Origin of the sequence: Archangium lansingense (assembly GCF_026626635.1) — a bacterium.
Taxonomy (GTDB): domain Bacteria; phylum Myxococcota; class Myxococcia; order Myxococcales; family Myxococcaceae; genus Archangium; species Archangium lansingense.
Genome location: NZ_JAPNKA010000001.1, coordinates 141,762 through 155,046 on the forward strand (window position 1 = coordinate 141,762; position 13,285 = coordinate 155,046).

The window sequence follows — 13,285 nt, forward strand, 5'->3', positions numbered from 1 at the left end:
GCGCGTGCGAACCCGCGAGGCACACAGCGGCCAGGAGGGGCCGGGCTTCAGGACCTTCGTCGCGATCTGCCTGGGCCAGGCGGTGTCGATGGTGGGCTCGCGCGCGTCGCGGCTCGCCCTGGGCATCTGGCTCTTCCAGCGCACGGGGGCGGTGACGGACTTCGCGCTGGTTGCGATGTGTGACGCGCTGCCGGTGTTGCTGCTGTTGCCCTTCACGGGCGTGGTGGCGGATCGGTACGACCGGCGCCGGGTGATGCTGTGGGCGGACTCGGCTGCGGCGCTGTGCACGCTGGCGGTAGCCGGGCTGGTGCTGTCCGGACACTTCCAGTCCTGGCACCTGTACCTGGCGGTGATAGCGGGCGCGAGCGCGAGCGCCCTGCAGTCACCCGCCTGGTCCGCCGCCATCTCTCAGCTGGTGCCCCCCGCGCAGCTCTCCCGGGCAGTGGGGCTGGTGCAGGTGTCGGAGGGAATGACGGACATCCTCGCGCCCACGCTGGCGGGCTGGTTGCTGGCGATGGGGGGGATGATGGCCGCGCTGGTGTTCGACTTCGCCACCTTCCTCGTCGGGGTGAGCCTGCTGCTCCTGTTGCGCTTCCCGGCGGTGCCGCGAGTGGAAGCAGGCGGGCAGCCGGGCTCGGCCTGGCGCGAGGCGGTGCGGGGCTGGGAGTACGTGGCCTCGCGGCGCGAGCTGGTGGGGCTGCTGGTGTTGGCCTCGATGGTGACGATGACCCTGTGCTCCATGGAGGTGCTGGTGCCGCCGATGCTGCTGGCGCACACGTCGCCAGCGGTGATGGGGATGGTGATGTCGGTGGCGGGCGTGGGAGCGCTGTGTGGCAGCGTGGCCATGAGCACCTGGAGCGGGCCGCGCCGGAAGATGGACGGAGTGCTCGGCGCGGGCGCGCTGATGGGGCTGGCGCTGATCGGCGCGGGCCTTGGGGGCTCGGTGGTGGTCATGGCCGTGGCGGGGTGGGTGGCCATGTTCTGCATGCCCGTGGTGTGGAGCTGTGCCCACGCTGTGTGGCAGCTCCGGATTCCGGCGGAGCTCCAGGGCCGTGCGTTCGGCTTGCGGCGCATGGTGGGCGAGGCCACGGCGGTCGTCGTGTTCTTCGGCGCGGGGCCGCTCGTGGACCGCGTGCTCGAGCCCCTGCTTGCGCCGGATGGAGCGCTCGCGGGCAGCCTGGGAGGCGTCTTCGGCGTGGGGAAGGGCCGGGGCGTGGGCCTACTGCTCTTCCTGCTGGGGCTGTTGTTGATGACGGTGATGGCGGTGGTGCGGGCCCGGCCGGGTCTGTACCGCATCGAGGATGACGTTCTTCAAGACAACCCCACACATGCCACCGGAGTGGGTGGCTGAGGGAGTGTGGGAGGGGGTTGGCATACTCCAATCCCTCTCACCCAACGAGTTCATGCGACAGATGTCCGCCCAGGTCATGAGCGAGCCGAACGAGATCCTCCACGAGGGGGAGGTGTATGTATTTCCGGCCTCCTACGCGCAGAAGCGCATGTGGTTCCTGGATAGGCTGGAGCCAGGGAGCGCCGCCTATCACATGCCCTTTGCCCTGCGGCTGACGGGGCCGTTGGATGTGAAGGCCTTGGGGCAGGCCCTCGACGAGGTGTTCCACCGCCACGAGGCGCTGCGCACGCGCTTCGAGGAGGCGGCGGATGGCGAGGTGAACCAGGTCATCCATCCGCCAGCGTCGCTCGGCCTGACGCTGGCGGAGCTGGAGCCGGTGGAGCCGGGGGCTCGCACGGCGCGCGTGCTGGACTGGTGCGCCCGCGAGGCGGCGCGGCCGTTTGACTTGGAGCGGGACGTGCTGCTGCGCGCCTCGCTGCTGCGGCTCGAGGACGAGGAGCACGTGCTGCTGCTGGTGCTGCACCACATCATCTCGGACGGGTGGTCCATGGCCATCTTCGCCCGGGAGTTGCTGGAGGTGTATGCCGAGGCACGGGCGGGGCGGGGCTCGCCGCTGCCGGAGCCTGAGTTGCAGTACGTGGACCACAGCGAGTGGCAGCGCGAGTGGATGGAGGAGGGCGGCGAGTCCCAGCGCCAGGCGGAGTATTGGAAGCGGAAGCTGGCCGGGCCGCTGCCGGTGCTGGAGCTGCCGGTGGATCGCCCACGCCCGCCCGTGCAGACGTTGAAGGGCGCGACGCTGGACTTCTCCCTGCCGCCTGAGGTGCTGGCGCCGCTGCGGGAGCTCGGGCAGCGCGAGGGCGCCACACTCTTCATGACGCTGCTGGCGGGCTTCTCCGCGCTCCTGCACCGGTATTCGGGGGCACCGGAGGTCGTCATCGGCACGCCGGTGGCCAACCGCCGCCGCGCCGAGCAGGAGGGGCTCATTGGCCTCTTCGTGAACACGCTGGCGCTGCGCGTGTCCACGGCGGGAAACCCGGGGCTGCGCGAGCTGGTGCGCCGGGCGCGCGCGGAGACGCTCGAGGCCTACGTCCACCAGGACATCCCCTTCGAGAAGGTGGTGGAGGAGCTGCGGCTGCCGCGGAGCCTGGGCGTTCCTCCAGTCTTCCAGGTGATGCTCGTGCTGGAGAACCAGCCGGCGGTGCCGCTCGCGCTCGCGGGCCTGCGCGTCACCCCTCTGGCCATTCCCACGCGCACGGCCCGGTTGGACCTGATGTTGTCGCTGGAGGGGACGGCCGGGGGGCTGCGCGGCCACGTGGAGTACAGCACCGACCTCTTCGACGAGGCGACGGTGCGCCGGATGCTCGCGCACTACGAGCGGGTGCTGCGGGGCGCGGCGACGCCAGACATGGGCATCGCGGACCTGCCGCTGCTGGACGCAGAGGAGCGCGCGCGGGTGCTCGGCGAGTGGAGCCGGGGGCCCGAGCCCGGGCAGGAGGAGACGACGTTGCCCGCGCTCGTGGAGGCGCAGGCGCGGCGCACGCCGGACGCGGTGGCCGTCAGCGCTGGCGACGAGAGCCTCACCTACCGGGAGCTGGATCGGCGCGCGAATCAGCTCGCGCACCACCTGCGCCGGCTGGGCGTGGGGCCCGAGTCGGTGGTGGGGTTGTGCGCCGAGCGCTCGCTGGAGCTGGCAGTGGGGATGCTCGGCATCTCCAAGGCGGGTGGGGCGTACCTGCCTCTCGACCCTGCCTATCCCGAGGACCGGCTCGCCTTCATGCTGAAGGACAGCCGTGTGTCCGTGCTGGTGGCGCAGGAGCGCGTGGCCGGGCGCATTCCCTCGATGGGGGAACGGCGGGTGCTGCTGGACGCGCACGCGGAGGCGCTCGCGCGGGAGCCCGGCGAGGCGCTCGAGAGTGGGCTCGTGCCGGAGAACCTCGTCTACGTCATCTATACGTCCGGCTCCACCGGCAGGCCCAAGGGCGTGGGGGTGACGCACCGGGGGCTCGCGCGGCTCGTGACGGGCTCGACGTACGCGCAGCTGGGGGCGGGGGAGCGCGTGCTCCAGTTCGTCTCCATCTCGTTCGACGTCTCCGCCTATGAGCTGTGGGGGCCGCTGTGCAACGGCGGTCAGGTGGTGATGGCGCCTCCGGGCGCGTTGTCCCTGGAGGAGCTGGGAACGCTGTTCCAGGAGCGGAAGGTGAGCACGCTGTGGCTCACGGCCGGCCTGTTCCACCAGATGGTGGAGGGCAACCTGGAGGGGCTCGCGCGGGTGCGGCAGTTGCTGGCGGGCGGCGATGCCGTGTCCGCGCACCACATGGGACGCGTGCGCGAGCGCTTCCCGGACTGTGCCCTCATCAATGGCTACGGGCCCACGGAAGTCACTGTGTTCGCATGCAGCCACGTGGTGGCGCCGGGCGAGCCCGTGGACGGCTTTCCCATCGGCCGGCCCATTTCGGGGACCGAGGCCCATATCGTCGACGCGCGGCTGCGGCCCGTGCCGGTGGGCGTCCCGGGGGAACTGCTCCTCGGGGGGCCGGGCGTGGCCCGGGGCTACCTCGGTCGGCCGGAGCTGACGGCCGAGCGGTTCATCCCGCATCCCTTCAGTGATCGGCCCGGTGCGCGGCTGTACCGCACGGGGGACCTCGCGCGCTTCCGCGCGGACGGCCGCATCGAGTACCTCGGGCGGTTGGACCGGCAGGTGAAGGTGCGCGGCTACCGCATCGAGCTGGGAGAGGTCGAGGAGGTGCTGCGCGCCCGGCCGGAGGTGGCGGATGCCGTGGTGCTCGCGCTGCCGGACCCGTCGGGAGACAAGCGGCTGTCCGCGTTCGTCGTGCCGCGGAACGAGGCCGCGCCCCCGTCGCCCTCCGCGCTGCGGGTGGCCCTGCGCGAGCGCCTGCCGGAGCACATGGTGCCCACCTCGTGGACCGTGGTGGACGCCCTGCCGCTCGGACCCAACGGCAAGGTGGACCGGCAGCGGCTCGTCGAGGCCGAGGCTCCGCGCTCCGCGGGCGTGCCCTCGCGCTTCGTTCCCGGCACGGAAGAGGAGCGCCTGCTCGCGGACCTCTGGGCCCAGGTGCTGGAGGTGGAGGTGCCGGGCGTGGATTCGGACTTCTTCGCGCTGGGCGGGCACTCGCTGCTCGCCACGAAGCTCGTCTCTCGCTTGCGTGAGACCTTCCGGCTCCAGGTGCCGCTGAAGACCGTCTTCGAGCATCCGCGGCTGGAGCAACTCGCGGGCTGGTTGCGCGCGCGCGCCGGGGAGGCTCCCGCGCGGCTGCCTCCGCCGCTGAGCCGGGTGGAGCGGAGCACGCCGCCGCCGATGTCTTTTGCTCAGCAGCGGCTGTGGTTCCTCGACCAGCTCGAGACGGGCAGCGCCTTCTACAACATGGCCTTCGCGCTCCGGTTGGAGGGGAGGCTGGAGGCGTCGGCACTCTCCGCCGCGCTGCGCGGGCTGGTGGAGCGGCACGAGGTGCTGCGCACCCGGCTGGTGGAGGTGGAGGGAGAGCCGCGCCAGCTCATCGTCCCCGAGGCCACGGTGGCGTTGGAGCAGGTGTCCCTCGCGGAGGTGTCGGAGGCGGAGCGGGAGGCGCGGGCGCTCGCGTTGGCTCGGGCGTGGCTGGAGCGCCCGTTCGATCTGGCGCGCGGTCCGCTGCTGCGGGCCCACGTGTGCACGCTCGGGGCCGAGCAGCACGTGCTCGTGCTCTCCATGCACCATGCCGTCTCCGATGGTTGGTCGCTGCGCGTGCTCGTGCGCGAGCTGGGGGAGTTGTACGCGGCGCACCTCGAGGGTCGTCCGGCGGCCCTGGCGCCGCTGCCCGTGCAGTACGCCGACTTCGCCGCGTGGCAGCGCGGGTGGGTGGAGTCCGGCGCGCTCGCGGGTCAGCTCGACTACTGGCGCCAGCAGCTCGGTGGAGAGCTGCCGGTGCTGGAGCTGCCGAGGGACAGGCCCCGGCCTCAGCGCCAGCGCTACCGGGGTCGCACGCTCGGACGGCAGGCCTCCGGGGCGCTGCGGGAGGCGTTGCTCGCGGCGAGCCAGGGGCAGGGTGTCACCCCCTTCATGTGGTCGCTCGCGGCCTTCAAGGCGCTGCTGCACCGCCTCACGGGACAGGAGGAGCTGCTCGTGGGCACGCCCATCTCCGGACGCACGCACGCGGACGTGGAGGGGCTGCTCGGCTGCTTCGTGAACACGCTGGTGCTGCGCGCGGCCGTGCCCGGAGCGCTGCCCTTCCGCGAGCTGCTCGCCCGGGTGAAGCAGGTGTGCCTGGACGCCTATGCGCACCAGGACATCCCCTTCGAGCACGTGGTGGAGGCGGTGCAGCCGGTGCGCTCCACCCAGCACACGCCGCTGTTCCAGACGATGTTCATCTACAACGAGCCGGGGGGCGAGCCGGAGCGTTTCTCCTCGCTGCGGGTGGAGCCGCTGAAGGTGGAGACGGGCACGTCCACGTTCGACCTCACGCTCGCGGTGACGGACACCGGCCACGGTCTGGAGCTGGAGGCCGAGTACGACACGGACCTCTTCAACGAGGAGGTCGTGGCGCACTGGCTGTCCGTCTACGAGACGCTGCTGGAGGCGGCGGTGCGTGCTCCGGAGCTGCGCGTGCGCGAGCTGCCGGTGCTGGACGTCGAGGCCCGCCAGCGCATCTGCGTGGAGTGGAACGTCACTCCGGACGTGTTCCCCACGCACACGAATCTCGCCGCGCTGCTCGCGGCCCAGGCGGCGCGCTCGCCCGAGGCTCCGGCGTTGTCCTTCGGCACGTCGCTCCTCACCTACCGCGAGCTGGAGGCCCGGGCCCGGAGTGTGGCCCGCGCGCTGAGAGCCCGCGGCGTGGGTCCGGAGGTGCGGGTGGGCGTGTGCGCCGAGCGCTCGCTGGAGATGATCATCGCAGTGCTGGGCGTCATCCACGCGGGCGGCGCCTACGTGCCGCTGGACGCCACCCACCCCGCCGAGCGGCTCCAGTACATGCTGGAGGACTCGGGCGCGCGGGTGCTGCTCGCCCAGAAGCGGCTGGAGGAGCGCCTGCCCATCATGGCGCTCGAGCGCCTGTGGCTCGACGACGTGGCGGGGAGCGAGGACACGGAGCCGCTCGCGCTTCCGGCGCTCGAACCGGAGCACCTGGCGTACGTCATCTATACGTCGGGCTCCACGGGGCGGCCCAAGGGCGTGATGCTCGCGCACCGCGAGGTGTGCCAGCGGCTCGCGTTCGGGCAGGCCGCCTATCCGCTCGGTGAGGGCAGCCGGGTGTTGCAGGTGGCCTCGCTGGGCTTCGACCCGTCCGTGCTGGAGATCTTCCACGCGCTCTCCACGGGCGCGCAGCTCGTGCTGCTGCCGCCGGGGGGGAATCGAGATCCCTCGGTCATCGCGCGGCACGTGGACGAGCACCGCGTCACCAGCATGGAGCTCGTTCCCTCCATGCTGGAGCTGATGCTGGACCAGCCGCTCTTCATGAGCAGCCCGTCCCTGCGGCGTGTCTTCGTGGGCGGCGAGGCCATTCCGCTCGTGTTGCAGGAGCGCTTCCTGGCGACCCTGTCCGTCGAGCTCGTCAACACCTATGGGCCCACGGAGGCCACGGTGGACGTGGTGCACTGGCCCTGCCGCATGGTGCCGGGGATGCAGAGTGTGCCCATCGGCAAGCCCATCTCGCGCTCGAGCATGTACATCGTCGACGCGCACCTGCGGCCGGTGCCCGTGGGAGTGCCGGGCGAGCTGCTCATCGGCGGTGCCTACCTGGCGCGGGGCTACCAGGGGCGGCCGGAGGTGACGGCGGAGAAGTTCGTGCCGGACCCCTTCAGCGTCGAGCCCGGCGCGAGGCTCTACCGGACGGGCGACCTGGTGCGCTACCTGCCCAACGGGGACATCGAGTTCCTCGGTCGCACGGACCACCAGGTGAAGCTGCGTGGAGTGCGCATCGAGCTGGGGGAGATTGAGTCCTGCCTCCGCGCCCACCCGAGCATCCGCGACTGCGTGGTGGTGACGCACACCTTCGGGCCGGGGGACGTGCGGCTGGTGGCGTACTGCGCCGTCCGCGATGCGCTGGAAGGGCCTGCTCAGGCGGAGTGGTCCGAGTCCTTGCGCACGCACCTCGCGGCCTCGCTGCCGGCCGTCATGGTGCCGGCGGCGCTCGTGCCGATGCCCGCGCTGCCCCTCAACGCCAGTGGCAAGGTGGACCGCAAGCAGCTGCGTCCCCCAGAGGCCACGCACCTCGGGCCACGCACGGCGGCGGTGGCGCCGCGGGGCCCGGTGGAGGAGGAGCTCGCGTCCATCTGGAAGCAGCTCCTCTCCGTGGAGCAGGTGGGGGTGACGGACGACTTCTTCGCGCTCGGCGGCCACTCGCTGCTGGCGCTGCGGATGATGACGCGGGTGCAGCAGTCGCTGGGGGTGAAGCTGCCGCTGGATACGCTGTTCGAGACGCCCACCATCGACGCGCTCGCCCGGCGTATCGAGGCCGGGAGGAGCGCTCCGGAGCACTCGCCGCTGGTGCTGCTGCGCGAGGGGGGGGAGCGGCCTCCGCTCTTCTGGGTGCACCCGGTGGGCGGCGGAGTGCTGTGCTACGAGCCGCTGTTGCGGCGTCTGGGACGCGAGCGGGCCCACTATGGCCTGCGCTCGGTGGGGCTGCAGGGTGTGGAGCGCCCCGAGGAGCTGGCCGAGCTGGCGCGCGAGTACGTCCGGTGCGTGTGCGAGGTCCGGCCCGAGGGCCCCATTCTGCTGGCGGGCTGGTCCCTGGGCGGCGTGCTGGCCTTCGAGATGGCGCGTCAGCTCGAGGCGCGCGGGCGCGAGGTGGCGCTGTTGCTGGCGCTCGATGCGGTGCCTGACTCCGTCAGCGAGGTGTCCGAGGAGTGGGCGGCGGCGGAGCTGGCCGGGCTGGTGTCCGCTGAGCTGGGCGTGTCCGAGGACGAGGCCCGCGAGCTGCTCGCAGGGAAGGGCCGAGCCGACGAGCCGCTCCAGCACGTGCTGGAGGAGCTGAGGCGCAACCTGGGCGCGTTGCGGCGCTACCGTCCCGGGCCATACCTGGGCCGCATGCTGCTTCTCGAGGCCGCCGAGCGCGAGGCCTCGCTGGAGCCCGCTCTGCCTGACACCTGGAAGGCCGTTGTCCTGGGGGGCGTGGAGCACCACCAGGTGGCGGGAGACCACTACCAACTCGTGCGCGAGCCGCACGTCGACGCCGTCGCGGAGCACTTCCGGCGGGCGTTGGAGAACGCACCATGAGAGCCATGCCCAATCGACCCATTGACGTCCGGGAGAAGCTGTCCCCTCGCGAGTTCGTCCAGGAGTATGTCGTCCCGAACAAGCCGGTCATCGTCTCGGACGCGCTGGACACCTGGAAGGCGCGGGAGCTGTGGACGCCCGAGTACTTCCAGTCCCTGCTGGGGGAACTGCCGGTGGAGGTGACTCGGGACGGGCCGGACCCCGAGGGCCGCATGCCGTACTCGGAGTTCTACGCGCACCTGAAGGCCGCGGAGACTGGTCCGGTGCCCCAGGATGGGAGCATCCAGCACCTGCGCTATATGCGGATGCGGGAGCTGGAGCCGATGGAGCCGGTGCGCGAGCACTGGGCGCGGCCCTACTTCATGCCCGAGCGTGGCTACTGCATCCCCTTCGCGCCCCTGGGGATGGACCCCACGCGCGAGCGCTACCCGGGCTTTGGCCTCTTCATCTCGCCCCGGGGCGGCGCGAGCAAGCTGCACGTGGATGGCATCCGCTCCAACGCCATCGTCTGCCAGGTGTACGGCTCCAAGCGCTGCTACGTGCTGGCGCCGGACCAGGAGTCGCAGCTGCCGGACCGCGACTCGCGGCGCGCGCGCCAGGTGAAGCACCTGGAGTTCGAGCCACCCTCGTTCGGCCGCGCGAAGATGGTGGAGTTCGACCTGCTTCCCGGGGAGACGCTCTTCGTCCCCCACCTGTGGTTCCACGAGGTCCACACGACCCGGACGAGCATCTCGCTCACGTACAACTTCGTGCACGGCAGCGAGGCGCTCGGGTTCGCCTGGTGGTTCCTCAAGTCGTCCTTCACCAACCCCAACTCCCACAGCGTCGGCTAGGAGCACGTCTTGTCCGAGATGGTCTCATCGCAGCATCGGCTGCTCAATCCATACCTGTACTTGCTGTCCTTCGCCGGCGGCTTCAACGTGATGCTGCTGGAGATGTGCGGCTTTCGGGTGCTGGGGACGGCGTTCGGCTCATCCATCTACGTCACCGGCGTGCTGCTGGCGCTGGTGATGATCGCCCTCTCGGTGGGGTACTACCTGGGAGGCCGTTTCTCGCAGCGCTTCGGCTCGCTGGAGTTCCTGCTGGGCCTCATCGGCGCGTCGGTCGTCTACGTGGCGGTGGTGCACCTGCTGCTGGTCGAGCCCCTGCTGGACGCGTGCTACCACCTGCGCGCCTCGTTCGATGACGTGACGCTCCAGCACGTGGTGCCGGTGTCGCTGGCGACGCTGGTGCTCTTCGGGCCGCCCATGGTGGCGCTCAGCCACGTGTCGCCGTTCCTCATCAAGCTGTTGTCGGCCTCCGACTCCGGGCAGGGCACGGGGCGCACCGCGGGCAACCTGATGGCAGTGTCCAACGTGGGCAGCATTGCGGGCACCACACTGCCCTCCTTCCTGCTGCTGCCGGTGCTGGGGGTGCAGACGACGCTCGGCATCTTCCTGGCGTCGCTGGGACTGGTGGTGGCGCTCGGGCTGGCGCTCGGGCGCAGGCGGGTGCTCGCCGCGGGGGCGGCGGTGGCCGCGTTGGCGATGGCGGTGGGCGGGCCGGCGACGGCGCACCTCCTGGAGAAGAAGGACGAGGCGCTCGTGTTCGCCGGCGAGTCGCTCTACGGCACCGTGCGCGTGCTGCGCGCCCAGGAGGAAGGCGGGGACGAGCGCCTGGAGTACATGCCCTCGCGCGACTACGTGCACTCCACGGTGTACCCGAAGGCGCCGCTCAAGGATCAGTTCACCACCGCCTACGTCAACGTGGGCCTCGCGCGCGATTCCCGCCGCTACCTGGTGCTCGGCACGGCGCTGGGCGGGGCGGTGGCGGCCATCCTCGCGGCGGACCCTCAGGCGGAGGTGACGGGCGTGGAGATTGATCCACTGGTGGTGGACCTGTCGCTCCGCCTCGTGCCCGCGCTCCAGTCCCCTCGCGTGAAGATGGTGGTGCGCGACGCCCGGCTCTTCCTGCGCGAGGACACCAGCACCTACGACTACATCGTCGTGGACATCTTCGCCGGCGAGCAGATTCCCACCCACTGCATCACCCAGGAGTTCTTCGCCCTGGCGCGCGCCCGGCTGTCCGAGGGCGGAGTGATGCAGATGAACACCAACCTGTGGGACTACCAGGTGCTCAGCGGGTTGGAGCAGCCCCAGCCCTTCGTGGGCGTGCGCCACCTGCACTCGGCGTTGCTGCATGCGGGCTTCGCCTCGCTCTTCCAGAGTGACTTCTTCGGCAATGGTCACCTGTACGCCTTCAAGCGGCCCACGGAGCTGGCCGGGCTGCGGGAGCAGCTCACGCGCCGGGCGCTCGACACGTCGGCGGATCCCCACCTGCGTGCTTCCTGGGCGGTGGCGTCGCTCTCACTCGTGAAGGTGCCGGAGGATCGCCGCGAGCTGCGGCCCTTCTCCGATGCGTGGGTGCCGGATCACCAGCTCCACCTCAAGGGCTACATTGACCGCTACCTCGCCTCGCTGCTGCGTGCTCGCGAGAGCGCCGAGTGGAAGTCCCGGGTGGAGGGCGCGAGCCCGGACGATCTGCGGATGATCTCCGTGCGGCACTACGCCGCGGCGGCCGCGTCCTTCTCGCCGAGTGAGCCGGGCTTCAAGTCCTACCTGGAGACGAAGGGCGGAGACTTCTGCCACGAGCTGCTGGGCTGGGCGGCGCGGCAGCACGAGGACATCCACGGCTCGGTGGCCCGCTACGTCCACACGCCGGTGCTGGAGCGGTGCGCGCAGCTTCCCGCCGCCGAGGTGCCCGCCGGGGGCGCCGCGCCGCAGCTCCGGCGTTACGCGGAGGCCGCCACGCTGGTGGACTCCAACAAGGGCCCCGAGGCGTTGCCGTTGCTGGTGGCGCTGCTCGGTGATGGCCGCGCCCCGGCGCAGTGAGGGGCGCCTCCTTCCTACCTGCTTCTTCCTTTCTCCCACGAGACCCAGACCATGTTGGACACCGCCACCCTCCTCGAGTCCCCCGCGTTGCGCCCCCTCTGGCAGCACCTCCAGTCCTCCGCGCCCTATCAGCCCGGACGGGGCTGGACGCTGGACAATCCCTATCACCGGCCTACGGACCTCACGGGCCTGTCGCCTGGCTCGCTCGGCGAGCCCCTGCGGATGGAGACGTTGTGCACGCGGCGCTCGCTGGTGCTCAACCGGCTGCTCTTCAACATCTACGAGCAGAACAACCTCTACCTGCCGTCCGCGCGCTTCAGCGAGCAGGAACTGCAGGCGTTCCACAGCTACTACGCGCCGGACTTCGTGGCCGCGAATGCGTTGCTGCGCCCGGTGTTGGAGCGCTCCTGCTTCGACTTTCTCACTGAGACCATCTCCGTGCAGGGCCCCTGGTCCATGGCCCACCTGGAGGAGTACACGCGCGACGCGCTGAGCCGCTTCGAGGCGGCCCCGAGCGGCCTGTGTGAGCGCATCCGCCGGACGGCCCACCCGGACAAGGCCGCGCGCCTCTTCCTGTTGCAGGTGGCGCCGGACTTCCTCTCGGAGGCCTCGCAGATGGCGCGGGCCCTGCCCGGCAACTACGGGCCGGTGCACTCGGAGTTGATGAAGATCTTCATCGACGAGTTCGGCTACGGCGTGCACCCGCAGAAGCACTCCACGCTCTTCGAGGAGACGCTCTCCTCGGTGGGGCTCAGCCCGCGGGTGCACACGCATTACTATTGGTACCTGCCCACCTCGCTGTTGATGACGAGCTACTTCCACTGGATTACCGCCACGAAGACGCGGTGGTTCGAGTACGTGGGCGCGCTGTATTGGATTGAGGCGGTGGTGCCGCACTTCAATCGGCAGTTCAGCCGGCTGCTGCACGACACCTTTGGAGCGGGGGTGAACACGGGCTACTTCGACGAGCACGTGGGAATCGACCTGCACCATCGGCGCATGGCGTTCGACAAGCTCATCCGCCCCATGGTGGAGCGCTACGGGGACAGCGTCATTCCCGCCATGGTGCGCGGCATCGAGGCGAGCCGGCTGCTGGGGGACGTGTCCGAGCGCGACTACCTGGAGCAGATGGACTTCTGCGAGGCGCTCGCGGCGGGAGGAGCGGCCCCTGGTGGGCCGTGGCAGGGGCTGGAGGCGCGGGAGCTCGCGGCGGGCACCTTCCTGGAGCCGAACGTGTACGACACGCCACACGTGGTGGGCGTGGTGAAGGGCCGGGTGGAGGTGGATGGCGGCTACCTGTCGCCGCGGGTGCTGGGGCCGGGCGGGGCGGTGATGGTGCCCGCCGGGCGGATGCTGGGCGTGCGCGTGCTGGAGGAGGGCGCCTCGCTCGTGCTGGAGCCCCAGGCTGCAGGGGGGCGCGGATGATTCTCCAGATGGAGGCTCGGCACTGGGCCCGCCAGCGTGTGGGCGGTGAGCGCTACCTGTGTCTGCGCCAGAACGGGGAGCTCGTCGTCATCCTGGACCGGTGCAAGCACCGCGGCGGCCCGCTGAGCCTGGGGACGTATGACGAGGGGACGCAGTGCGTGAAGTGCCCCTGGCACGACATGGTCAACACCCAGCGCAACCTGGAGGCCAGGCGCATGCCGTCCGTGCGAGTGGGTGCGGTGATGACGGTGGTGGTCCCGGAGCCGGACTGAGCCTTTTCGGGCAGGTCCTCGAAGGTGCGCCTCTGGGAACATGTGCTGACAACGCTGCCATATTTCCCCTCGCCCCCCGGGAGAGGGACGGGGTGAGGGTATCGGGTGAACCCGGGTTGAACCCCCCTGCCCACTGAGTGCCACGGGTTGAAGAACGGGCCCG

The 13,285-nt window shown here is 70.9% G+C and carries 6 protein-coding genes; all 6 read left to right on the top strand.

Features of this window, described 5'->3' with window-relative positions; all coding sequences use genetic code 11:
- The first annotated feature begins 4 nt into the window (after positions 1 to 4).
- From OV287_RS00510 to OV287_RS00535, 6 genes are read left to right on the top strand one after another with little or no spacing between them, the layout of a single operon-like run.
- Entirely contained in the window at positions 5 to 1,351 is a 1,347-nt protein-coding gene (locus tag OV287_RS00510) for an MFS transporter (protein WP_267531972.1), read from the top strand.
- Between the two features lie 52 nt (positions 1,352 to 1,403).
- Positions 1,404 to 8,555 carry a non-ribosomal peptide synthetase gene (locus OV287_RS00515; protein WP_267531973.1) on the top strand — a complete coding sequence of 2,384 codons (7,152 nt, stop codon included), beginning with the start codon at positions 1,404 to 1,406 and terminating at the stop codon, positions 8,553 to 8,555.
- Positions 8,552 to 9,388: a cupin-like domain-containing protein gene (locus OV287_RS00520; protein WP_267531974.1), complete on the top strand. Its 837-nt coding sequence runs from the start codon at positions 8,552 to 8,554 to the stop codon at positions 9,386 to 9,388. Before OV287_RS00515 ends, OV287_RS00520 begins: the two co-directional genes overlap by 4 nt.
- Before the next feature lie 18 nt (positions 9,389 to 9,406).
- The gene (locus tag OV287_RS00525) at positions 9,407 to 11,425 is read left to right on the top strand and encodes a fused MFS/spermidine synthase (RefSeq protein ID WP_267542266.1); all 2,019 of its coding nucleotides are present in this window, start codon (positions 9,407 to 9,409) and stop codon (positions 11,423 to 11,425) included.
- 51 nt (positions 11,426 to 11,476) lie between these two features.
- On the top strand, positions 11,477 to 12,850 hold the full coding sequence (locus tag OV287_RS00530) for an iron-containing redox enzyme family protein (protein WP_267531975.1): 1,374 nt from the start codon (positions 11,477 to 11,479) through the stop codon (positions 12,848 to 12,850).
- A complete protein-coding gene (locus OV287_RS00535) occupies positions 12,847 to 13,122 on the top strand; it encodes a Rieske (2Fe-2S) protein (protein WP_267531976.1) in 276 nt (91 codons plus the stop codon). The genes OV287_RS00530 and OV287_RS00535 overlap by 4 nt, the downstream gene beginning before the upstream one ends.
- Positions 13,123 to 13,285 lie beyond the last annotated feature (163 nt).

Bases quoted from the DNA above. Each gene is read 5' to 3' on its own strand.
- OV287_RS00515 (WP_267531973.1), top strand. From the start codon at position 1,404: ATGCGACAGATGTCCGCCCAGGTCATGAGCGAGCCGAACGAGATCCTC.
- OV287_RS00520 (WP_267531974.1), top strand. From the start codon at position 8,552: ATGAGAGCCATGCCCAATCGACCCATTGACGTCCGGGAGAAGCTGTCC.
- OV287_RS00525 (WP_267542266.1), top strand. From the start codon at position 9,407: ATGGTCTCATCGCAGCATCGGCTGCTCAATCCATACCTGTACTTGCTG.
- OV287_RS00530 (WP_267531975.1), top strand. From the start codon at position 11,477: ATGTTGGACACCGCCACCCTCCTCGAGTCCCCCGCGTTGCGCCCCCTC.
- OV287_RS00535 (WP_267531976.1), top strand. From the start codon at position 12,847: ATGATTCTCCAGATGGAGGCTCGGCACTGGGCCCGCCAGCGTGTGGGC.